Consider the following 22,335-nt stretch of genomic DNA (forward strand, 5'->3'; position numbering starts at 1 on the left):
ACCTGATTAAAAAGTTGGTGGTCTTAGTTTAGAAATCATAACAATTATTAATATAATTTAAAAATAAATACGATGAGTTACCAAACAGAAATTTTGATTCCAATTACATTCTTTATCACGACTTTTGCAGCAATTTTTGGCTTGCGTTATATGGTTAATAAAGAGCGCATGGCAATGATTGAAAAAGGTATAGATATCAGCTTTTCAAAATCGCAACCGCAACCTTACAAAAACCTAAAATGGGGTTTGTTATTAATAGGCTTAGGTTTGGGTTTATTTATTGCCTACTTACTAGATTTTACGGTATTTAATAGCAGCAATGAGGATATGAATAAAAAAGTGGTGTTTATCTACTTCTCATTAATGGCTATTTTTGGTGGCTTGGGCTTGTTTATTTCTTATTTGATAGAGAAAAAGGAAACGCTAAAATAAAAACAAAATAAAACAAAAAAGGCTTGGTTTGCAAAACAACCAAGCCTTTTTTGTTTAAAATGGATATCCAATTGCTAAATTGAATACTAAGTTTTCTCTTCGCCAATCCCTGTCTCCAAATTTAATGGCATCAAAAACCCATCTATCGCCTTTAGGCAAATATGGCTGTCTAATTGGGAAAGCTAAATCCAAACGTAATATTAAAAAGGTTAAATCTAACCTTACACCTGCCCCGGCATCTGCGGCCAATTCACTTATAAATTCTTTACTAAAAGCAGCACCTTGTTTATTAACATCTTCATTTAATAACCATATATTTCCAGCATCTACAAATAATGCCCCTTTAAAAATAGAGGTGAAATCATAACGATATTCTGTATTAAACTCCAATTTGATATCTCCAGATTGATCTGGTAAAAAAGAATTTTCGTCAACTACCAACCTAGAAGTACCTGGTCCAATAGATCTTGCTCTAAAACCTCTTAAACTGTTTGTACCACCAATAAAAAACTGTTTAATAAATGGCATTTGCGATGAGTTGCCATATGGTAGCCCAAAGCCAGCAATAACCCTGCTGGCAACTGTAGATTTTGATCCAAATTTTATATAATGCCTAAAATCGTTTTCAATTTTAAAGTACTGGCTAAATGGCACACTAAAAATTCTGGCTGTATCGCCATTCAAAACGTCTCCTTTTTTAAATAAACCTGTAACTGTACCAGCTAAATCGGCCTGACCTTTATAATAAAATGTATTCTTTTTTTGTGTTTCGGCAGTGGTTGTATAAGTATAACTGTAAGACGGACCGAAAATTAATTGCTTATCAATTACCCTTTGTAAACTTGGGATGCTATCGGCCTGTCTTTGATAAAGATCTGATATGTTAGAGGAATTGGTATAAGTAATTTCGGATAATTTTAAAGAGTGTTCTTTTCGTACATTTTCTTTCCATAAATAACCAAAAGAACCGCGGAAAGTATTTAGAGAATACAATTGTGATCTGTTTTGATACTCGAAACCTATTGTTGCAACTGTTTTTGGCGTAAATGCAGAAACAGATTTGAATTTAACAAATGGTGTTACAAATTTAGGCCAAATTAAGCTAGCATCACCACCAAAACGCAAAACATTAAAGCCACCATTTTGTCCAGAAACTTGGGTTTCTAAACCAGCAAAGGCTGTAAGAGTTAGTTGTTCGGCACCTCTAAAAGCATTTCTATTTGTCCAATTAATGTTTACTTCTGAACCTGTATAATTTGCAGAATTTGTTTTTCCTAATAATTCGACTCTTATAGATTTTTTAGGTAACGGGGTTAAATAATAATAAGCATCTAAAGCACTATTTAACGAATCTGAGGGTAAAAACTCATTTTTTACAAACTTAAAAGTACCCACATTAACCAATCTGTTTAAAGATAAATTGTGGTCTGTTCTATTATAAATATCTCCTTTATTAAATTGCAAGGCCCTGTCAAAAACATCGGGCTTGAATCTTTTATTAGGGTCAACAATAATTAAATCTTTGTAAGTCTCTAAAGAATCAGTACTTTTTTGAAGGCTATCATTACCTAAACTGTAATCAGGGTAAACATAAATATCACCAATACTATATACGTTTTTTGCTTTTGTAGGAGTTTCGTTCTTAATTTTTAGAATCATATCCACTTGGTGATTACCAACTGTACTATCAACTTGCGCTAATAAATAATCAGACCCAAAATAAAAGAAACCTTTCTCTTTTAATTTAGCATCTATCCTATCTCTTTCTGCTTTAATTTTATCCAAATCATAAGGTTCTCCGGCTTTAAAATAGGTGGTTTCCTTTTCTTCATTAACAGCTAAACCTAATTTGCTAGAATCATTTGGGAAAATAACTTCTCTTATTTTGTATTGAAAATTTGGCCTAACCGTGTAAATTGCAGTTGCTCTTTTATTTTTCGAGGTAGAATCTGCATAAGCTCTACCTTTAAAGTAACCTCTATTATCTAACCTGTTTTCAATCAGTTTTACGTTATAATCTAAATCAACTTTAGAAAAATAAACAGGCGCTTGGCCAAATTTGGTGTTTAAAAAATGTTTTAATCCTTTTTGTTTATCTGTTTTGGTGATATTATAAATCCATAATTTGGGTCTTAAACCTAAAATACTTGAATTAGGACGGGGTCTTAAAATACTTGTTAATTCTGTTTCCAAAATAGATTTCTCTTTTTTTGTTACGCTATCGCCTTCAATATTTAGCTTAGCACCCATGTAAAGCAGTTCTCCTTTAGGTAAATATTTGGTATTACTACAAGATGTTGCAAACAAAGCAATTAATAATAAATATATGGTTGATTTGAATTTCATGTTATTTGCTCTCTGTATTTTGTTCTTGTTTATCTGTTTTTTTCTCTCTCGATCTTTCAAACAGCTCTCTAAATCTATTGTAATCCATAGTTATTACAAAACCTAAACCTGTTTCAATTACTTGGCCTTGTAATGCAACTTGATATTGATTTTTTCGATATGCTCTGAGTAAATATCTACCGTCTTTAGATAAAGAATAATCTACTGCTACATCACCCGCAATATTATTAGCTTGTTGATTACTTTGTTGCGGACCTTCTAAACCAAAACTACTTCCAATAGTAACTTTTAACCTATCGTTTAACAACCTTTTTGATAAACCAACATTCAAATCTGTTCTGTTTTCACGATTTCCAGTCGTATAATCATCAGAAGACTCCAAATCGAAATTAAGCTCAACTCCTTCAATTAAATCACCTGCAAAATCATTCAATTGTTGTGATATTATTTTACTTACACTTTGTCTCACTAAAGATTCTGCCCCACCAGAACCAGCCTCGCTTGCAAACGGATTTTCTCCAATAAACCTATTCAACAATAGCAACGCAAATACTTGCTTGTTAAGCTCTGATGGTTGTTGCCTTAATTGTTGCAATTTAATTTTAGTGTTATCAATAACTTCTGATGAAACATTGTAGTTACCGTCTGGCAATATGATATCAAAAGTTATTTCTGGTTTCAACAACTCGCCGTTCATTTTTAATAAAACATTAAATGGCAACTCTTGCTTGTATGTATTTCTTTGCGCTTGTGATGCAGAGCCTAATTGGTCTCCTACCAAATCTATAGGTGCAGTTTCTGCAACGTAAATTGCAGTAACATTCAAACTTGCCGACATTGGCTCACCCGTCCATAAAACGGTACTTCCTTTGTCTATCTTAAACTGGCGTTTTATAAAATTGAAAGACATTTCATAAAAACCTTCTTGCAATTCATACTTTCCGGTTAAAGAAACTTTACCAGATGGGTCAATACCTGCACTTAATTCTGCTTCCCCTTTTATTTTAACAAAATCACCGTTCCCTTTATCAATCACCATTGTTAAAGCAGCTTCGGGGTCAACTTCAATATTTACATTTAAAGTCATCCCTGTTATTTCGGTTTTATTTAAAGAATCCGGTAAAACAAAAGCTTTATTAAATTCGGGGTCATCCTGGTCTACAAATTCAACAATACCCTCTCTTTCTGCAATTCCAGGGTCAGTTTGCGGTAAAACCAAAGTTAATTCAGTTTCCTTATTAATTTTTAAACTACCATCAACAATTGGGTTGTCTAAATCTCCTTTTATACGTAAGCGAGTGTCAAAAAACAGCTTTCCATAAAACAGGTCGTTATCTTTTTCGGTAGAGTTTACCGCCATAAAATTATCAGCATCTACCTCTAAATTAAACCTGAAATCTGTAAATGTTTGGGTATAAATTGCGCCGTTAACAGTCAAATTATTATTTGCAGAATCTTTTAATGCAAACTCATTAAATAAAATCCCATCGCCATTAAACTCAATTTTATCAGAACCAACCTTGTAGTACGTATTTAACATTGTAATTCTAAAAGCGGCATCGTTAAAAGCTACATCTCCTATCACTTTTGGTGCATCAACACTACCGGTAATTTTAAATGCTCCATTTAAATAACCTATGGCATCCGTCATGTTTCCTAGAGTAAAACCTTGTATGCTTTTTAAATTTAAACGCTGCATATCCAAATCCATATCAAAACCGCTGTTGCTGATATTGTAAGAACCTAACAAATTTACTTGGTTACCATTGCCTGTAATAGCTACATCTGCATTAAAAATATCAGGCGTATTATTATTTACTTTTACAGCAACATTTCCTACGGTATCTGTCATAAAGTTAAAGTCCTTTATGTTCATATCTGCATTAAAAGTTGGCGTTGTTGTTAGATTTTTAGCCAGCACTTTTCCGTTAATTATACCACCAGCCAATAAAGAGTCTTTAGAAATAATATTTGTAATTGTTTCTATTCTAAAATTGGTAAAATCAATATCTAGAGGTGCATTAGGTGCAGTATTTTGCGACTGAATTTTAATTGATTGACCGGTGTTACTTAACACAAAATTATTGGCATAAACCCCGTTTCCGCCAAACCGTATAATGTTATCATTACTAACTTTCCAATTATCATAGTTAAGTTTAAGGCCATCCAAATTTAACCTAAACTCACTGTCTTTATTTTCTAATGCTTTTAAATCACCAGCAATTAAATAGCGTTCTTTATCTTCTTTATCTAAAATAGACAACCTATAATCCAATAAATTGTCTTTTAATTGCCCAGTTAAACTTGTATGTGGCAACAATAGCGAAGCGCTTTTTATTTCATCTATTATCAAGCTGTAATTTAATGCAGCACTATCTGTATTTAATTTTAAACTACCGTTAGATATGGTATATCCCGCATAAATCACTTTCGGAATTGTTCCGTTTACAATTAATGTATCACCCTTGCTATTGTATCTTCCATCAATTACAATCGGCTCTATTCTGGTTAATGTTGGTACCAAAGCATATAAAATTGGATCGTCAGAAACATTCATTTTAAAAGCAAACTGTTGCGATTTTAAAGTATCAGGTCTTGTTGTTGCTAAACCAGTATCGTAATATTTTGCAATGGTATTATTTAAAGCGGCAGCAACTTCCGTTAATTGGTATTTACCATCAATACTGGCAGATAATATTTGAGAAGTTAATTTTAAACTATTTTTATTGGCTGTTGCCGATGATATTACTTTTACAGAATCTAATTGATAACGCTCTTTAGCATCGGCAATTAACAGTTTGGTTAAATAAATACTTCCGTTTAAATAATTTGGATCTAAAGTTTCAATATCAGCATCTAAAATACCTCTTAATTTTAATGGAGTGGTGTATAAATTTAATGCTTTTAAATCTACACTATCCAAATTCAATTTCATTTTAACCGATGGGTATTTACCTTTAAAACTACCATTAGCTACTAAATCAAAGTATGCATTCGGGTCCTTCATATCTGCAACAGCTTTAAATAAACCGTTGGCGATACTACCTTTTAAGTTTAAATTTTTATAAGTGTATTTATTATAAACCGCTTTAAATAAAGTACCGTCTAAACTTGCATTGGCTGTTTTTGGGTCAAGCCCGATGCCTTTAACGTTCGCTCTTAAAGTTATTTTCCCAACCGAATCATTCTTTATCAGTTTACCAACATCAAAATTATTGATATCTAAAAGGGCATTATATTTCTCTCTGTTTTTAATACGTTGGTCAAAACTGGCTCTAATTTTCGCAGCGCCAAAGCTACTTGCCAATGCCAAATTGGTATTAAAATTATTAACGCCTCCTTTAAAAAATCCTTTTGCGGCAAAACTTGATGGTAATTGAATGTTTGATGGAATTGTGCCTTTTGGAATAAATGCATTAATGTCTTTAGCTGTAGATTTAAATTCTCTGATATTTAAATCAAAATAAGCTTTCTCAACGTTAGGCATTCCTTTTATAGACCCACTAGCAGCAATGCGGGTATTTCCAATACCAGAAATTTCTAAATTTGGGATTCGTAAATTGTCAACTTTCCCTATCACTTTACTATTTATATTCATTACCGCATTGGGCATGGTATTAAATGGCGCCGTTGTAGAAAGCGTTGGCACCAATAACAAAATATCTTTAAAGCCTAATTTGCTTCCGCTGATGTTTGCATCAATATATAACTCTCCAGGTGTTTCAGTTAAAGCTGCATTTGAAGGATATTTAGCAATCACTTCATCTTTTAATAAAGTTTGTGGAGTTTTTAGATATAAATTTTTTAAGAAAGCATTTTTTGGCCCGTAATAAAAACTTGTTCTTAATTCTTGAACATTAAAACCACTTTTATCTTTTAAGGTAAAAGAGTTGATATCACCAGAAATGGTATCTAAACTATAATAGAAATTATCAGTATTTAAGCTGATGTTTTTCATGTCTAAGTGCATAAAATCCATTCCTTTTTTAAGGCGAGGAGCATTCATATCATCAAAAGCAAATGCAATATTATTAATAGCTGCTTTGCGTAAATTTACTTTCCAATTGGCATTTTCTGCCGCTGAAGAAGTATCAGTTTGGGTGGCGTTTTTAACTGCTATTTTTTCTGCTTTGCCTAAAACTAAATTCCCTTTAGAATCTGTAAATTCTAAAGACTTAATATCAACCAATTGTTTCTTTAAATCAATCTCATTAAAATCAACAATTAATTTACCCAAATTTAAATTCGTATTTAGCTTGCTCCCTGCGTTATCATAAGCCAAAACAATTTTTTGTAAATCAACTTTACCTATATCCAACTTTAAATCTGGTAATGCAGAAGCAGAATCGGCAACAGCGACAGCACTTTTTGCAATTTCTTCTAACGCACCTTGTTTTAATTTAACATTTAACCCGTTTAAAGTAATCTCAGGGATTTTGAAATCCATATTATCCAAGTCAAACTTTTTAATATTGGTGTCAAAATGATTTAAGTAAACCTCTATGTTGTTTTTAGTGACGGCATCATTAAATCTTAATCTAATTTTATCTAAATTAATTTTATTGATAGAAAACTTCATGGCAGCAGAAGTATCTGTTGGGGTTTCTGGCTTTGCTTGGTCGCTCATAAAAGCGTTAAGCATATAATCGAAATTAAAAACTGAATCTTGGTTTCTGCTAATATTTGCAATAACTCCGTCAATATCTATAGAGTTTAGCTCAATTTGATTGTCCAGTATTTTGAACAGCGAAATATCAACTGCCAGTTTATCACCAGCTAACAGCGTATCTTTTGATTGGCTTTCAAAGTAGAATCCTCGTAAAACCAGTTTCTTGGGCAAACCAATTTCTATTTTATCAATTTTAACAGGCGTTTTAAATTTGCCTTCTAAAAAGCTCACAACCTTATTTTTTACAATATTTTGGACTGCCGGAACTTGAATAAGAACAACAATTAATAAAAAAAGACCAATAATGCTTCCAACTATCCAAGCTAATATTTTGAGGCTAAGTTTTAGATATTTATTCAATGATATACGTTTTAGTAAATTGTTATTCAAAGGTTAAGCCAAATAATTGTACTAATTCCTAAACCTTAACAATTACTTAATATCACTAATGTATGTTTTGTTCCGTAAAACAAGTACATATAAATTTACCGCGACAAAAAAAATTATGAAAAAAACAATTATCACACTTAGTATAGTATGCTTTGCTATAGGTTATTCTTTCGGACAATTAAAAGGAGACAATTTTATTGGGCTAAATTTTGGAACTCAAAAAATTAATTTAGAGAGCAATCAACAAACCAATGAAATTGGCTATAATTATTTTGGGATAAATTATAGTCATTTTGTAAATGACAACAGAAGGTTAAACTTTGGTGTCGCTTATAATCAAAATAAAAGTTCATATAACTCAAATAATACTGACATCAAAGATGATATAAAGGGTTATAGTTTTAGTGTTGGATATGGAATGTTGTTTCCATTACTAAAAAACTTCTATGCAGAGTTAACTCCCAATTTATATTATTCTTTCCAAGAAAGTGGACTACAAAGCAGTTCTGATACAAAAATTAATGTATATGCTGCTAACATCAACGGAGGAATTTTGTGGGTACCCTTTAAACATTTTGGCATTAGCGCAAATTTAGCTTCATTGAGTTTAAGTTATAATAAAAATAAAACTATTGAAAATTTTAATAATCAAGAAAATATTAGCGAATCCAGTACATTCTCATTTAATAATCAAGGGAGTTTACAAAATCAAAGCTTCAGTATTTTCTACAAATTTTAATATTATAACGTAATGCTATTGCAAGATTGTAATTATCTATTTGTGATAGTTAAGCATTGGTCTTATATTTGATTCACTCAATATAAAAATTATATATCATGGCATTAGAAATAACAGATGCTAACTTTGAAGAGTTAGTTTTAAAATCAGATAAACCAGTATTGGTAGATTTTTGGGCAGAATGGTGTGGACCATGTCGTATGGTTGGCCCAGTGGTAGAAGAATTAGCTAAAGAATATGATGGCAAAGCTGTTATAGGGAAAGTTAATGTTGACCATAACCCAGAAATTTCTGTGAAATTTGGAATAAGAAATATTCCTGCTTTATTATTTTTTAAAGGTGGCGAAATTGTTGACAAACAAATTGGTGCTGTGCCAAAATCAGTTTTAGCTGGTAAATTGGATGCTCAAATAGCATAACAATCATATTTCTTTATTTAAAAAGGTCTTTTTGTACAAAAAGACCTTTTCTTTTTTAAAAATTTAACACCTTTTAACGTTTAAAAAAGCTAAAGCATTAGGATACTTTTGATGAATCCCTATATTTGCGTAAATCATAAAAATAAAAATGAATAAGTTAAGCTCTAAAATTGTAAAAGCAACAGCCGGAATGGCGTTTATGGTAGCAGTGGTTGCTTGTAATAAGCCAGAAACAAAATCAACAGAAACCAAAGAAGGTGCAAAAGTAGAAGTAGCTAATGATGCTACAATTGTGTATGTAAATTCTGATTCTCTTTTAAATAATTACGAATATTTTAAAGAAATTAAAGGAAAGTTTGAAGGAAAGTCTAAAAAAGCAGAAGCTGATTTAAAAGATAAAGGTGCTGCTTTTCAGCGTGAAGTTGCTGCATACCAACAAGGTGCAAACACCATGAGTGCCGATCAAAGACAACAAACAGAACAACGTTTAGCTCGTAAACAACAAGAATTACAAACTTATCAGCAAAATGCAGGTGCATCTTTACAAAACGAAGAAGCAACAGAAAATGAAAAACTGTATGATAAAGTTGCTGAGTACTTGAAAAAACACGCAAAAGACAAAGGTTATAAAATGGTTTTAACTTACTCTAAAGGTAATAGTGCTATTTTATTTGCTGATGAAAGTTTAGATGTTACTAAAGACGTTATCAAAGGCTTAAATGAAGCTTACAAAAGCGACAAAAAATAATTTTTAAAATAAATAATTTTGATAAGGCTCGGCATTTGTTGAGCCTTTTTTATGATAAAATAAATGGAAAATCACGAAGAATTTATGAGAGAAGCCATTGCGCTCTCTAAACAAAATGTAGAAAAAGGTTTAGGTGGCCCATTTGGTGCTGTAATAGTAAAAGACGGAAAGATTGTTGCTAAAAGCGCAAATACGGTTACTACAACTAACGACCCTACTGCACATGCAGAAGTTGCAACCATACGTTTAGCTTGTAAAGAATTAAATACTTTTACTTTAGAAGGTTGTGTAATTTACACCAGTTGCGAGCCTTGCCCAATGTGTTTAGGTGCAATTTACTGGGCCAGATTAGATAAAATGTACTATGGGAACACTAAAACAGATGCCGCAGTAATTGGTTTTGATGATGCCTTTATTTATGAAGAATTAGATTTAAAACCCGAAGACCGCAAATTAAAAGCAGAACAGTTGTTAAATAACGAAGCCCTAGAAGCTTTTAAAATGTGGGATATTGCCGAAGGGAGAGTAGATTATTAGAAACGCAGAAAGCTTAAAGTTTAAAGCTAAAGGCATTTGTGGATAGGATCTTGATACTTACTAAAAATCAATACTATATATAGGTTCTTAATACTAAATACCTATCAATCATTAAAAGCAATCCGATAAGTTCTTGATACTTGATACTAAATACTCTCAAAGTAAACTAATAGGTTCTTGATACTTGATACTAAATACTCGATACTTACAAAACATGGAAAAAATAACTTGGGGAATATTAGGCTGTGGCGATGTTACTGAGGTAAAAAGTGGCCCCGCTTTTAACAAAGTACGAAATTCTAAAATTGAAGCAGTAATGCGTAGAGATGCGGATAAAGCCAAAGATTATGCAAACAGACATCATATTGATAAATGGCATAATAACGCTGATGAATTAATTAACGATGAAAATATCAACGCTATTTATATAGCAACACCTCCTGCACCACATAAAGATTATGCAATACAAGCACTTAAAGCCGGCAAACATGTTTACATAGAAAAACCAGTTACCTTAACCAGTGCCGAATGCGAAACAATTATTGAAGTAGAGAAAGCCTCAAAAAATAAAGTTACCGTAGCGCATTACCGCCGGGCACAACCTCTATTTATTAAGCTTAAAGAATTAATTGACGATAAAGTTATTGGAGATATTAGAATCATCGACCTTAAATTATTTCAAAAACCAGATTCTGAAGCGATTGCAAAAACTGATGAAAATTGGAGAATAAACCCTGAAATTTCTGGTGGAGGCTTGTTTTTTGATTTAGCACCTCATCAATTGGATATTTTGGTTCATATTTTTGGAGAACCTTTGCAGTACCACGGTTTTTCTAAAAACCAAAGCAAGCAAAACAATGTAGCTGATATTACTGTTGGGCAAATTGCTTTTAAAGATGACGTAATTTTTAATGGAGTTTGGTGTTTCAACAGTCAACCAGATAATGAAGTAGAGCAATGCGAATTTATTGGCAGCAAAGGAAAAATCACACTTTCCTTTTTTAATGGTTTGTTAAGCTTAACTAAAAATGGTAAAACTGTGAATTTCAACTACCCTCCTATGCAGCATGTACAACAGCATTTGATTGAAAAAACGGTAAATTACTTTTTAGGAGAAGAGGAAAATCCTTGTTCTTTACAAGATGCTTTAATAAGTTTGAAAGTGATGGAGGTTTTTGGGGAGATTAGGTAATTAGTTCATTTAGTCATTGGTTCATTAGGCTTGTCTTGGTGGATTATATTTGTTCATTGATCTTATCTCTGCTTTAAGTGTCAGAAAGAATCACTTAAACTTAATAAGCTTTCTAGAAAATGGAATTAAATCACACTTAAATCTCTTTAAAAATTTTAAGACAAAAAAAGATTTAAATGAATTGGATATATTTTTTTGTAGGTATCGGATTTCTTACTGCAGGATATTTAATTTATCAAGGAATAAAAAATGGATTTGCATCTAAAAAGACTAATTGGAGCGGACCAATATTACCATTATATGTACAAGTTTGGGGCGCATTTACTTTATAATTAGTGGAATTGTATTCTTATTCAAATTTTTTTCTCAATAAATTTAGTTAGAAAATCACCTTTCTATATGCTTAAGGGATAGCAGCGAAATTCCTTTATTAGCTTTTGGCTAATAAAGATTGTAGCGAATAGCCCGACCCGCTTTTTTGCGGGTTACACCCAAAACAAACCACGACTTAAAACTTACAACCTATAACTTAAAACCCAAAAAACCTACTCCTCTTCCTCCACGTCAAAAAAACTATCGCTTAAATCGTCAATATCTCTTCTGTCTTTTTTTGTAGGTCTTCCAGTACCAGCATCTCTTTGTAAATGCGGAGATTGAAACATGGATTTATATTTGGCAGTTTCTTCCGGTGGTGTTAAATCGGCGTAAGCTAAAACAGCTTTTTTTGCATCAACACGAGTGTAAAGCAAGTCTAAAACTTTAATTGTTTTTTTCTCTACAGCTTTTGAAACTTGAAAAACCTCGCCAATTTTAACTTCGTAACTGGCTTTTATGTTAGTTCCTTCTTTTTTTACACGCCCAGCCCGACAAGCATCTGTTGCTAAAGACCTAGTTTTAAATAGTCTGATAGACCATAAATATTTATCAATTCTTAATTTCTCTGCCATTTTAGTCAAAAATAAAGCAATTACTGAGTAATCGTAAAAAAAACCCTTATTTTCGCTTTTCAAAATAAAATTACAATGATAGCCGAATTAAAAAAAGCCGTAGAAGAAGCATGGGATGATAGAAACCTGCTAAATTTTAAAGAATATAGAGATGCCATAGAACGTGTTATTTACCGATTAGATATTGGCGAATTTAGAGTTGCAGAGCCAATTGGTAGCACTTGGCATGTAAACGAATGGATTAAAAAAGCAGTAGTTCTGTATTTTCCTATTCGCGAGATGGAAGAAATTAAAGTTGGACCTTTTGTGTTTCATGATAAAATGAAACTAAAAACCGACTATAAAGAAAAAGGCGTACGTGTAGTACCTCATGCTATTGCAAGATACGGTGCTCACCTTGCAAAGGGTGTAATTATGATGCCTTCTTATGTAAACATTGGTGCTTTTGTTGATGAAGGTACAATGGTGGATACTTGGGCAACTGTTGGTTCTTGTGCGCAAATTGGTAAAAATGTGCATTTGAGTGGTGGTGTTGGCATTGGTGGTGTTTTAGAGCCCCTACAAGCTGCTCCGGTTATTATAGAAGATGGTTGCTTTATAGGGTCAAGAGCGATTGTTGTTGAAGGTGTAAGGTTAGAAAAAGAGGTTGTTTTAGGTGCAAATGTGGTTTTAACAGCCTCAACTAAAATTATTGATGTAACAGGACCAGAACCAGTAGAATATAAAATGGTTGTTCCAGAACGTTCTGTAGTAATCCCTGGTTCTTATACTAAAAAATTCCCAGCAGGCGAATTTCAAGTTCCTTGCGCTTTAATTATTGGTAAAAGAAAAGAATCAACCGATAAAAAGACTTCGCTAAACGAAGCTTTAAGAGAGCATAATGTAGCTGTTTAATTAGGTTGTAAATGATAAGTTAAAGGTTGTTAGTAAATACTTACAACCTTTAACTTAAAACCAAAAACTTACAGCTTAAAAAACATAAAAATAGTGTTCAACACTAAATCATAGATATTAAATCCACATGTTAAAAGAAGAAATAAATAAAGCTTTTGAAGTTTTAAAACAAGGTGGTTTAATTTTATATCCTACAGATACAGTTTGGGGTATTGGTTGCGATGCTACAAATGCAGAAGCGGTTGCCAAAGTTTATGCTCTAAAAAACCGTGAAGACAGCAAAAGCTTAATTATTTTGTTAGATACCGATAATAAATTACAAAGCTATGTTTCCGAAATTCCTGATGTGGCTTATGATTTAATTGAATATAGTGAAAAACCTTTGACTATCATTTATTCGGGAGCAAAAAACTTAGCCAGCAACTTAATAAATGCAGACGGAAGTATTGGAATACGTATTGTAAAACATAATTTTTGTGAGCAATTAATTCAGCGTTTTCGCAAACCTATTGTTTCTACATCGGCAAACATAAGTGGCGAGGTAACACCAGCAAATTTTGGAGAAATAAGACAAGAAATAATTGATGGCGTTGATTACGTGGTTGATTTAGAACAAATGAGTTCAGAAAAAAAACAAGCTTCAACCATTATGAAACTTGAGCCAGATGGTAAATTTGCTTTTATAAGGAAGTAATGCCTCTCACTATAATTAGATGTCGAAACGCTAAACTAATTTTTAAGCAAAAAAATAACCATTGCTTTTGACAATGGTTATTAACGAATTTTAAATGATATATATTAATTCAACTGCTAATTAAGCAAGTCTAACATTTACTGCATTTAATCCTTTTTTTCCGTCTTGTAAATCGAAAGTTACTTCGTCGTTTTCTCTAACGTCATCTACTAAACCTGAAACATGTGCAAAGTATTCTTTGTCTGTTCCGTCTTCTTTAATAAAACCAAATCCTTTGGTTGAATTGAAGAATTTTACTACTCCATTGTTCATTATAATATTATTTAATTATTACAAAGATAGCATATTATTTGGTTTAAACTAAAAATAAAAATAATTTAATTATTTAACGGCTAAATTAAAACTGTTTAATTTAAGTTTTAAAAATTAAAACAAAAATTAAACATCAGAAATTTAATATTGATTTCCTAAATGTTCATTTAAAGTATAAATATTTATATTTGCCAAAAACAGCGAAAGCGGCTTCACAAATAACTCTGTAATTTGAAACAACACCTCTCCCATCCGGTATTTAAAGTAATTTCTAAAATTGCTGCACAACAAAATGTTGATGCTTATGTTATTGGAGGTTTTGTTAGAGATATATTTTTAAGTCGCCCTTCAAAAGATGTTGACATTGTAGTTTTAGGCAATGGACCCAATTTCGCAACTGCGGTTGCCAAAGAGTTAAATACACAAGTAAACATTTTCAAAAGCTTTGGCACTGCAATGTTAAAGTATAAAGATTTGGAAGTAGAATTTGTTGGTGCAAGAAAAGAATCTTACAGAGCAGACTCAAGAAAACCAATTGTAGAGGATGGCACCTTGGAAGACGACCAAAAGCGAAGAGATTTTACAATAAATGCAATGGCTTTGCAGCTTAATCCGCAATATTTTGGAGAATTATTGGATCCTTTTAATGGCATCAAACATCTCGAACAAAAAATCATCATCACGCCGTTAAACCCCGAAGAAACATTTTCTGACGACCCTTTGCGCATGATGAGGGCTATTAGGTTTGCAACTCAACTCAATTTTGCAATTTGCGAGGAAGCAATTGATGCCATCAAAAAAAACAAAGAGCGTATAAATATCGTTTCAAAAGAGCGTATTACTGATGAATTAAATAAAATTATTTTATCTCCTATACCTTCAATAGGGTTCAAATATCTTTTTGATACCGGCTTGTTAAAAATTATTTTCCCTTTAATGGATAACCTTTATGGTGTTGATTATATAAACGGGAAAGGACATAAAGATAATTTTTACCACACCATTGAGGTTTTAGATAACCTTGCACAACATAGTGATGACCTTTGGTTACGCTGGGCTGCAATTTTGCATGATATTGCCAAACCGGCAACCAAACGTTTTGAAAAAAACCACGGATGGACATTTCATGGCCACGAAGATAAAGGCGCCAGAATGGTACCCAAAATCTTTAACGATTTAAAATTGCCGCTTAATGAGAAAATGAAATTTGTACAAAAACTGGTGCTGCTACACTTACGTCCCATTGTTTTGGCAAAAGAAATTGTTACAGATTCGGCCGTAAGGCGATTACTTTTTGAAGCAGGTGATGATATTGAAGCATTAATGCAGCTTTGCAATGCAGATGTAACTACAAAAAATGAGTACAAAATAAAGAAATATCGCAACAACTTTGAACTAGTAAAACAAAAGCTAAAAGACGTTGAAGAAAAAGACCAAGTGCGCAATTGGCAACCTCCAATTAGTGGAGAAGACATTATGCAATCTTTTAATATTAAAGCCGGAAAAGAAGTAGGTATTATAAAAAATCAAATTAGGGAAGCAATTTTAGATGGCGATATTAAAAACAACCGAGAAGAAGCCTTTAAGTTAATGGTTAAACTAGGTTCAGATTTAGGCTTGAAACTTGCTTAGCTTTTATACAACAATTAACAATCAAAATATTATTTTTGCAGAATGGCAGTATATAGATTTAGGATAAGTTTTGAAGATTACGACGAAGTAATTAGGGAAATTGATATCAAATCAAACCAAACTTTTAAGGATTTACATTTTTTCTTTCTAACCAAAATTGGTTACGACCCAGAAAAATCATCTTCTTTTTACGTAAGTAACGACCAATGGATTAAAAACGAGGAGTTGGCCTATTTGCCAAATCAACGTAAAATAGACAATGGAGTTGCTTTAATTGAAAACTCGAAATTCAGTAAATTCATTGATGATCCACATCAAAAATTTTACTATATCTATAACTTTGAAAAACCTTATGAATTTCATGTTGAGTTAATTAAAATTTTAGATAACGACCCTACTAAAGAATTCCCAAGCTTGTTTAAAGCAGTTGGAGAAGCACCAAAAATATTTGTGCCATTTATTGCCCCAGATGATGATTTTATTGGTGATGATAACGAAGACATTATTGATGATAGCGACATTGCTATTGCGGATGAAGATGAATTAGACGGTTTAAATACGGATACAGAAGGTGAAGAGGAAGAAAATGATGATGAATTTGCTGATGATTTTTCTGATTCTGAGGAATATGACGATCGAGACTAATTAGGTATTTGGCTTGAAAAAATTGGGCATTCGAGCGGGCTTTCCGCTCATACTGCTCAAAGCATTAGCCACTGGCTAGTATCCGCTACTATCCCTAATGCAAAATTAAATTTATCCCTTAAGCTCAATCACTTCTTAGAACTCTTTTTTGAAAAAATAAAACTATAGTAATATTATAAAACTCTGTACACTCCGTGTTTTATCTTTGTGTCCTTTGTGTTTAAAACATAAGATTTGAGCCAAAAACGAAAAACACTAATAGTTATAGCAGGCCCAACAGCCATTGGCAAAACAGCTTTAGCTATACAGCTTGCTCAATATTTCAATACTGAAATTATCTCGGCAGATTCTCGGCAATTTTATAAAGAAATGAGTATTGGTACCGCAAAGCCTAATACTTCAGAATTAGCACAAGCAAAACATCATTTCGTAAATTCACATTCTGTAAAACAAGATTATAACGTTGGCGATTATGAAAAAGAGGCTATAATATGTTTAAATAAAATCTTTGATAAAGATAATATAGCCATTATGGTTGGTGGTTCTGGCTTATTTATTAACGCTATATTATATGGTTTTGACGAACTACCTAAAGCTTCAGAAGAATTAAGAAATCAACTTAATCAAAGTCTTTTAAATGAAGGCTTAACTCCCTTACAGGCTCAACTTAAAGAATTAGATCCGCAATATTACCAAGAAGTTGACATTCATAACCCCCAACGTATTATTAGGGCTTTAGAAGTTTGTTTAAGTACTGGCAAAACTTTTACATCTTTCCGTAATAAAAATCCAAAAAAAAGAAATTTCAATACCTTACTTATAGGTTTAAATACTAATAGAGAAATTTTGTATCAAAGAATTAACCATCGAGTAGATTTAATGTTGCAAGAAGGATTAATTGAAGAAGTTAAATCACTTACAGAATACCAACATTTAAATGCACTTAAAACTGTTGGCTATTCTGAAATTTTTAGGTACTTAAATAAAGAATGGACTTTAGAAGAAGCCGTTGAAAAACTGAAACAAAACACAAGAAATTTTGCCAAAAGACAAATTACATGGTTCAAAAAAAATGAAGGTATTATTTGGTTTGAACCTTCAGAATCAGAAAAAATCATTTCTTTTATAGAAGAAAAGCTAAGCGAATAATTGATGAACAAATTAAGTAAACAAACAACTGCCAGCACAACAGGTTTACTAATTGGATTAGTTTTAGGTTTTTTAATTGGCTTAGCCATGTTTAAGGCTACGCCAAAATCTGAAAGAAGTATTGTTTTTCCTTATGCTGTAGGTATTGGAGTAATGTTAACCACAATTGTAGGCTATAAAATAGGCGCAGTTAATGATAAAGAAACTTACAGAGATATATTTTTAGGCATTAAACATATTAACACACAGCACTTAAATAATGCTGGAGAATGGGTAATTCAAAGCAGTTGGAAAGAGTATAGCGGCAAAGAAAACACTTTAAAAACTACCGTACTAGATGGCGAAATGGTAAGTATTTATAACGATGTTGTGATTTCAAATCATGGCTATGCTACAAACAGCAGAAGCGCCTCTAAAACCCATGAAGAAGTTAAAACTGATTTAATTCAAAAATTGAAAGACAGTTTTGAAGTTTAATCTAATATCTCTTTTACATGCTTTTTAATATTTTTACAGATAGAATCTATCGGTAAATCGTTAGCATCAGTTCCAAAAGGGTTTTCAATTTCTTCTGCTATAAGCTCTAAACTTGCAAAAGCATATAAAATAAATACCACCACAGGGATAATAAAATACCCCAAACTAAATACCCAACCAAAGGGTAATGTCATCACAAAAAAGAAAATGAATTTTTTTATAAAAACACTGTAAGAAAAGGGAATTGGAGTATTTTTAATTCGTTCACAAGCTCCACAAATATCTGTAAATGATGTTAGTTCTCCATTTAAAATATACATTTGCTCTACTGATAGTTTGTTTTCTTGCTGTAATTTATAAGCCTTTTCATAAATGGCTGATGCAATTTGATTAGGTAAATGATGCTCTTTATGTAAATCTAAAACTGGGTCAATTTCATGATAGTCTTCATTTTCTCTAAGGTGGTTTTTAAGCGCAAAAGCAAAATTAGAAATCATTATCGTAAAGTATTTACGATCTTCAGCATCAACCAAATAGGCATGTAACTTAATTGCTAAATTTCTTGATGAATTGGTTAAAGCTCCCCATTGTTTACGTCCTTCCCACCATCTATCATAGGCTGTGTTTGTTCTAAAAACCAACAAAAGAGAAATTACAAAACCTAAAATACCATGCATTAAACTCAAGTTTTTAACATAGCTACTATCGGCTAAGTTCCAATATTCTAACTCTAAATAAGCAAGTGCTCCTGCATAAATGCTCACAGCAATCATTAATGGAACTAATTTTCTAAAAGTATCGGCTTTATGTACTCTAAAAATAAAGGTAAACCACTCTTTAGGGTTATAGTTAATCATTTATGTGTTTTTAATAGGTTAAACTAATTTTTTCAAAAATACAAAATTAAAAAAGTCGGTAGCTAATTAAAACTACCGACTTTATATACTAAGTTTAACATTATTTTTGAGCTTCTTGCATTGGGTTTCCACCTGTAGAACTTCCTCTAATTACCTCTCTTTGTTTAAAAATTTCAAACTTTGTAGGCTCGTAGCTTCTTGGGAAACTATTATTACTTGTGTCAATATCTGCTGTTTCTAAATACGGATCTAATTTAACAGATACCATTTGTTTAGATTTTGCAAACACTTTAGTTACCTTATTCTCATCTTTACGCCAAATGTAAGCAGGTACTTTTTCTACTTCTTTTGTACCGTCAGTAAAAGTCCACTCTAAAATAATTGGCATTGGCAAGCCACCTTTATTAGAAAAATCTATTTCATAAAAGTTCACCTTGCTATCATAAATCTTTTTCTCAGCAGCATTTAAACCAGCGTAATATTTATTGAACGCATCTTTATCAGCCTGGCTAACAGCAAATCTATCCCATTTATTGTAAAAATCATTTAAACTAGGGTCTGTTTCATTCGCAAATTTAATTCCCTCTTTACGGTTACGCTCCCTACTAATTACATAAGCATTATCATCATAAGCTTTACGAGAAAGCTCATTTTCAACCTCTGGGTTTTTAGTATCCATGCGGTAATAACTTATATTATCAATAGAGATATCAACCGCATCAGTTCCATAAAACCAACCTCTCCAGAACCAATCTAAGTCAACTGCACTTGCATCTTCCATGGTTCTAAAAAAATCTGCCGGAGTTGGGTGCTTAAAAGCCCAACGTTTGGCATATTCTTTAAAAGCATAATCAAACAGTTCACGCCCCATAATGGTTTCTCGCAAAATATTTAAACCAGTTGCAGGCTTTCCGTATGCATTTGGTCCAAAATTGGCTATGTTTTCAGAGTTAGTCATTATTGGCTCTAATTGTTCTTTTGGCATTTTCATGTAATCAACAATTAAATGCGCTGGCCCTCTTCTAGATGGGTAGTTATTATCAAACTCTTGCTCGGCCAAGTACTGACAAAAAGTATTTAATCCCTCATCCATCCACGTCCACTGGCGTTCGTCAGAATTTACAATCATTGGAAAAAAGTTATGCCCAACCTCATGCGTAATTACACCAATCATTCCGTATTTAGTAGCTTCAGAATATGTTCCATCAGCCTCCGTACGTCCGTAGTTAAAAGAAATCATCGGGTATTCCATCCCATTACTTGCTTCTACAGATATTGCTACAGGGTACGGATAAGGAATTGTATGCTTAGAATAAACTTTTAAAGTATTTGCAATTACCTTTGTACTGTATTTTCTGTATAAACTATAAGCTTCTGGACAGTAATAAGACATTGCCATTGGTTCCTTACCTTCAACATTAACTTTCATAGCATCCCAAACCAGTCTTCGGGAACTTACAAAAGCGAAATCACGTACATTATTAGCTTGGTATATCCAAGTTTTTTTTGATGATGATTTAACCTTCATTGATTCTTTTGCATCTGCTAAAGTAACTACTTCTATAGGCTCAGCAGCAGATTGTGCTTGTTTCCACCTGTTCAGTTGGGTAGCAGTAAGTACACTACTGTAATTCTGACACTCGCCAGTAGCACCAATAATATGATCTGCTGGTACTGTAATATTAACTCTATAATCTCCAAAAGTTAAAGCAAACTCTCCTCGACCAGTAAATTGTTTGTTTTGCCAACCCTGAAAATCAGAGTAAACCGCCATTCTCGGAAACCACTGTGTTATGGTGTATAAATAATTATCATCATCTTTAAAATATTCAGAACCACCTCGCCCTCCTACTGTAGATCTATCTGTTATCTTATAATTCCAATCAATTTTAAAAACAAACTTGCCCCCCGGAGCCAATGTTTTAGGCAATTCAATCCTCATCATAGTTTGGTTAATGGTGTACTTTAAAGCATTTCCATTAGTTTCAACCACTTTTAATATATTAACTCCATAATCATTTTCGCTACCAATAATTCCATTCAACTGCTTTACAGTCATTCTACCAGCCATTTTACTCCCGTCAAAAGATTGATTATCGCTGCTTGCTTTGTGTTCATTCTCATCTAATTGCAGCCATAAATAAGTAAGCGGGTCTGGCGAGTTATTGGTATAAGTGATAGTTTCTGAACCAATTATACGCTGGTTCTTTTCATCTAATTCAACATTTATGACATAATCTGCTTTTTGTTGCCAATATTTTGGACCAGGAGCGCCAGATGCAGAACGGTACATATTTGGGTCCCTTAAAATGGTTTCAAGTTGCTCAAACTTATTACCATGACTAACTCCAGGGTTATTTTGCTGAAACTGCCCAAAAGCAACTCCACAAAAACCAAAGCTTAATAAAAAAGGTATTAATTTATATTTCATATTTTTTTAGATATAAAAGCCGAGCTCATTAGCTGCTTTTAGGTTTACTTTATTTAAAACTTATACATAAATAAGGGCGTGTCTCTAACGGGTTGGGCTATCCGCTCATACTACACAAGCCTTATTCACAGGCCGGTGTATACTGCTATACCTCACGTAGTGATTTTTCACACTAATAAACTAATTCACAACTAGTTAACTAAAGAAAAGGCCACCTTTCTATTGTCATTATAGCTGCTATTCCAAAAATTGCCGAAGAGAGAAACAAATTCCACTCTCGCTTTTTCACTTTAATAAAGTTAATAAGCAAAAAAGAGATTGTAAGTACACAAATAACTATAATTATTTGTCCAAATTCTAATCCTAAGTTAAAGGCAAGCAACTCTGCAACAACATTGTTGCTTTTACCTAATAAACTTTTTAAATAATTAGAAAAACCAAGACCATGAATTAAACCAAATAGTAATGCCAAAACATAAGGTGAATTTATTTGGTCATTACTCTTTTTTGAATAAATAATATTTAATAAAGCGGTTATTAAAATGGTTACAGGTATTAAAAACTCTATCCAAGTGGTTGGTATTAGTATTTTATTAAAAACACTTAATGCTAAAGTTAAAGAATGTCCAATTGTAAAAGCAGTAACTAAAATCAAAACTTTTTTCCAATCCTTTAACAAATAAATTCCGCATAAAGCAGTTACAAATAAAATATGGTCATAACCCTGCCAATCTAAAATATGTTGCCATCCTAATTCAAAGTAAAGTGGAAAATCTTGCATTAAATTGTTTTATTAACTTTGTACTTTTTACCGCAAAATATTAA

The 22,335-nt window shown here is 32.3% G+C and carries 20 protein-coding genes; 13 read left to right on the top strand and 7 right to left on the bottom strand.

Going from position 1 to position 22,335, the window contains the following annotated elements; all coding sequences use genetic code 11:
* The first annotated feature begins 72 nt into the window (after window positions 1-72).
* The gene (locus ACFSSE_RS05675) at window positions 73-432 is read left to right on the top strand and encodes a DUF6249 domain-containing protein (RefSeq protein WP_379046679.1); all 360 of its coding nucleotides are present in this window, start codon (window positions 73-75) and stop codon (window positions 430-432) included.
* Window positions 433-486: 54 nt separating this feature from the next.
* Here the strand turns inward: ACFSSE_RS05675 and tamL are convergent, their stop codons facing one another.
* Window positions 487-2,778 (bottom strand): translocation and assembly module lipoprotein TamL, encoded by a 2,292-nt coding sequence (tamL, locus tag ACFSSE_RS05680; protein WP_379046676.1) that lies wholly within the window; start codon window positions 2,776-2,778, stop codon window positions 487-489.
* Window position 2,779: 1 nt separating this feature from the next.
* Entirely contained in the window at window positions 2,780-7,807 is a 5,028-nt protein-coding gene (locus tag ACFSSE_RS05685) for a translocation/assembly module TamB domain-containing protein (RefSeq protein WP_379046673.1), read from the bottom strand.
* A 145-nt stretch (window positions 7,808-7,952) separates the two neighbouring features.
* On the opposite strand from ACFSSE_RS05685, the gene ACFSSE_RS05690 reads away from it, so the two are divergent.
* From ACFSSE_RS05690 to ACFSSE_RS05715, 6 genes are all read left to right on the top strand, one after another.
* Entirely contained in the window at window positions 7,953-8,576 is a 624-nt protein-coding gene (locus ACFSSE_RS05690) for a hypothetical protein (RefSeq protein WP_379046670.1), read from the top strand.
* A 98-nt stretch (window positions 8,577-8,674) separates the two neighbouring features.
* The gene (gene trxA, locus ACFSSE_RS05695) at window positions 8,675-8,995 is read left to right on the top strand and encodes a thioredoxin (RefSeq protein WP_379046667.1); all 321 of its coding nucleotides are present in this window, start codon (window positions 8,675-8,677) and stop codon (window positions 8,993-8,995) included.
* A gap of 148 nt (window positions 8,996-9,143) precedes the next feature.
* Window positions 9,144-9,743 carry an OmpH family outer membrane protein gene (locus ACFSSE_RS05700; protein WP_379046664.1) on the top strand — a complete coding sequence of 200 codons (600 nt, stop codon included), beginning with the start codon at window positions 9,144-9,146 and terminating at the stop codon, window positions 9,741-9,743.
* A gap of 63 nt (window positions 9,744-9,806) precedes the next feature.
* Entirely contained in the window at window positions 9,807-10,280 is a 474-nt protein-coding gene (locus ACFSSE_RS05705) for a nucleoside deaminase (protein ID WP_379046661.1), read from the top strand.
* 214 nt (window positions 10,281-10,494) lie between these two features.
* A complete protein-coding gene (locus ACFSSE_RS05710) occupies window positions 10,495-11,472 on the top strand; it encodes a Gfo/Idh/MocA family protein (RefSeq protein ID WP_379046658.1) in 978 nt (325 codons plus the stop codon).
* Window positions 11,473-11,648: 176 nt separating this feature from the next.
* Window positions 11,649-11,804 (top strand): hypothetical protein, encoded by a 156-nt coding sequence (locus tag ACFSSE_RS05715; protein ID WP_379046655.1) that lies wholly within the window; start codon window positions 11,649-11,651, stop codon window positions 11,802-11,804.
* Window positions 11,805-12,017: 213 nt separating this feature from the next.
* Here ACFSSE_RS05715 and ACFSSE_RS05720 read toward each other — a convergent pair whose 3' ends face one another.
* Window positions 12,018-12,419, bottom strand: a complete 402-nt coding sequence (locus ACFSSE_RS05720) for an RNA-binding S4 domain-containing protein (RefSeq protein ID WP_379046652.1) — start codon at window positions 12,417-12,419, stop codon at window positions 12,018-12,020.
* A gap of 75 nt (window positions 12,420-12,494) precedes the next feature.
* On the opposite strand from ACFSSE_RS05720, the gene ACFSSE_RS05725 reads away from it, so the two are divergent.
* Window positions 12,495-13,313 carry a 2,3,4,5-tetrahydropyridine-2,6-dicarboxylate N-succinyltransferase gene (locus ACFSSE_RS05725; protein ID WP_379046649.1) on the top strand — a complete coding sequence of 273 codons (819 nt, stop codon included), beginning with the start codon at window positions 12,495-12,497 and terminating at the stop codon, window positions 13,311-13,313.
* Between the two features lie 127 nt (window positions 13,314-13,440).
* Complete coding sequence (locus ACFSSE_RS05730; protein ID WP_379046646.1) at window positions 13,441-14,007, top strand: L-threonylcarbamoyladenylate synthase; 567 nt, start codon at window positions 13,441-13,443, stop codon at window positions 14,005-14,007.
* 120 nt (window positions 14,008-14,127) lie between these two features.
* On the opposite strand, the gene ACFSSE_RS05735 is transcribed toward ACFSSE_RS05730, so the two are convergent.
* Window positions 14,128-14,319: a cold-shock protein gene (locus ACFSSE_RS05735; protein ID WP_379046642.1), complete on the bottom strand. Its 192-nt coding sequence runs from the start codon at window positions 14,317-14,319 to the stop codon at window positions 14,128-14,130.
* 231 nt (window positions 14,320-14,550) lie between these two features.
* On the opposite strand from ACFSSE_RS05735, the gene ACFSSE_RS05740 reads away from it, so the two are divergent.
* From ACFSSE_RS05740 to ACFSSE_RS05755, 4 genes are all read left to right on the top strand, one after another.
* Window positions 14,551-15,951, top strand: coding sequence for a CCA tRNA nucleotidyltransferase (locus ACFSSE_RS05740; RefSeq protein ID WP_379046639.1), 1,401 nt, complete (start codon window positions 14,551-14,553; stop codon window positions 15,949-15,951).
* 42 nt (window positions 15,952-15,993) lie between these two features.
* Entirely contained in the window at window positions 15,994-16,596 is a 603-nt protein-coding gene (locus tag ACFSSE_RS05745; RefSeq protein ID WP_379046636.1) for an IS1096 element passenger TnpR family protein, read from the top strand.
* Between the two features lie 234 nt (window positions 16,597-16,830).
* The gene (gene miaA, locus ACFSSE_RS05750; RefSeq protein WP_379046633.1) at window positions 16,831-17,745 is read left to right on the top strand and encodes a tRNA (adenosine(37)-N6)-dimethylallyltransferase MiaA; all 915 of its coding nucleotides are present in this window, start codon (window positions 16,831-16,833) and stop codon (window positions 17,743-17,745) included.
* A 3-nt stretch (window positions 17,746-17,748) separates the two neighbouring features.
* Entirely contained in the window at window positions 17,749-18,222 is a 474-nt protein-coding gene (locus tag ACFSSE_RS05755; RefSeq protein WP_379046631.1) for a hypothetical protein, read from the top strand.
* Here ACFSSE_RS05755 and ACFSSE_RS05760 read toward each other — a convergent pair.
* From ACFSSE_RS05760 to ACFSSE_RS05770, 3 genes are all read right to left on the bottom strand, one after another.
* Window positions 18,219-19,079, bottom strand: a complete 861-nt coding sequence (locus ACFSSE_RS05760) for a bestrophin family protein (protein ID WP_379046628.1) — start codon at window positions 19,077-19,079, stop codon at window positions 18,219-18,221. The genes ACFSSE_RS05755 and ACFSSE_RS05760 overlap by 4 nt on opposite strands.
* A gap of 100 nt (window positions 19,080-19,179) precedes the next feature.
* Window positions 19,180-21,510 carry a M1 family metallopeptidase gene (locus tag ACFSSE_RS05765; RefSeq protein ID WP_379046625.1) on the bottom strand — a complete coding sequence of 777 codons (2,331 nt, stop codon included), beginning with the start codon at window positions 21,508-21,510 and terminating at the stop codon, window positions 19,180-19,182.
* Between the two features lie 199 nt (window positions 21,511-21,709).
* Window positions 21,710-22,291, bottom strand: coding sequence for a HupE/UreJ family protein (locus ACFSSE_RS05770; protein ID WP_379046622.1), 582 nt, complete (start codon window positions 22,289-22,291; stop codon window positions 21,710-21,712).
* Between the last annotated feature and the right edge of the window lie 44 nt (window positions 22,292-22,335).

The organism is Pedobacter alpinus, assembly GCF_042684645.1.
Lineage (GTDB): Bacteria > Bacteroidota > Bacteroidia > Sphingobacteriales > Sphingobacteriaceae > Pseudopedobacter > Pseudopedobacter alpinus.

Bases quoted from the DNA above. Each gene is read 5' to 3' on its own strand.
- ACFSSE_RS05735 (WP_379046642.1), bottom strand. From the start codon at position 14,319: ATGAACAATGGAGTAGTAAAATTCTTCAATTCAACCAAAGGATTTGGT.
- ACFSSE_RS05770 (WP_379046622.1), bottom strand. From the start codon at position 22,291: ATGCAAGATTTTCCACTTTACTTTGAATTAGGATGGCAACATATTTTA.
- ACFSSE_RS05705 (WP_379046661.1), top strand. From the start codon at position 9,807: ATGGAAAATCACGAAGAATTTATGAGAGAAGCCATTGCGCTCTCTAAA.
- ACFSSE_RS05765 (WP_379046625.1), bottom strand. From the start codon at position 21,510: ATGAAATATAAATTAATACCTTTTTTATTAAGCTTTGGTTTTTGTGGA.
- ACFSSE_RS05690 (WP_379046670.1), top strand. From the start codon at position 7,953: ATGAAAAAAACAATTATCACACTTAGTATAGTATGCTTTGCTATAGGT.
- trxA (WP_379046667.1), top strand. From the start codon at position 8,675: ATGGCATTAGAAATAACAGATGCTAACTTTGAAGAGTTAGTTTTAAAA.
- ACFSSE_RS05745 (WP_379046636.1), top strand. From the start codon at position 15,994: ATGGCAGTATATAGATTTAGGATAAGTTTTGAAGATTACGACGAAGTA.
- ACFSSE_RS05715 (WP_379046655.1), top strand. From the start codon at position 11,649: ATGAATTGGATATATTTTTTTGTAGGTATCGGATTTCTTACTGCAGGA.
- ACFSSE_RS05720 (WP_379046652.1), bottom strand. From the start codon at position 12,419: ATGGCAGAGAAATTAAGAATTGATAAATATTTATGGTCTATCAGACTA.
- ACFSSE_RS05730 (WP_379046646.1), top strand. From the start codon at position 13,441: ATGTTAAAAGAAGAAATAAATAAAGCTTTTGAAGTTTTAAAACAAGGT.
- ACFSSE_RS05760 (WP_379046628.1), bottom strand. From the start codon at position 19,079: ATGATTAACTATAACCCTAAAGAGTGGTTTACCTTTATTTTTAGAGTA.
- ACFSSE_RS05710 (WP_379046658.1), top strand. From the start codon at position 10,495: ATGGAAAAAATAACTTGGGGAATATTAGGCTGTGGCGATGTTACTGAG.
- tamL (WP_379046676.1), bottom strand. From the start codon at position 2,778: ATGAAATTCAAATCAACCATATATTTATTATTAATTGCTTTGTTTGCA.
- ACFSSE_RS05675 (WP_379046679.1), top strand. From the start codon at position 73: ATGAGTTACCAAACAGAAATTTTGATTCCAATTACATTCTTTATCACG.
- ACFSSE_RS05725 (WP_379046649.1), top strand. From the start codon at position 12,495: ATGATAGCCGAATTAAAAAAAGCCGTAGAAGAAGCATGGGATGATAGA.
- ACFSSE_RS05755 (WP_379046631.1), top strand. From the start codon at position 17,749: ATGAACAAATTAAGTAAACAAACAACTGCCAGCACAACAGGTTTACTA.
- ACFSSE_RS05700 (WP_379046664.1), top strand. From the start codon at position 9,144: ATGAATAAGTTAAGCTCTAAAATTGTAAAAGCAACAGCCGGAATGGCG.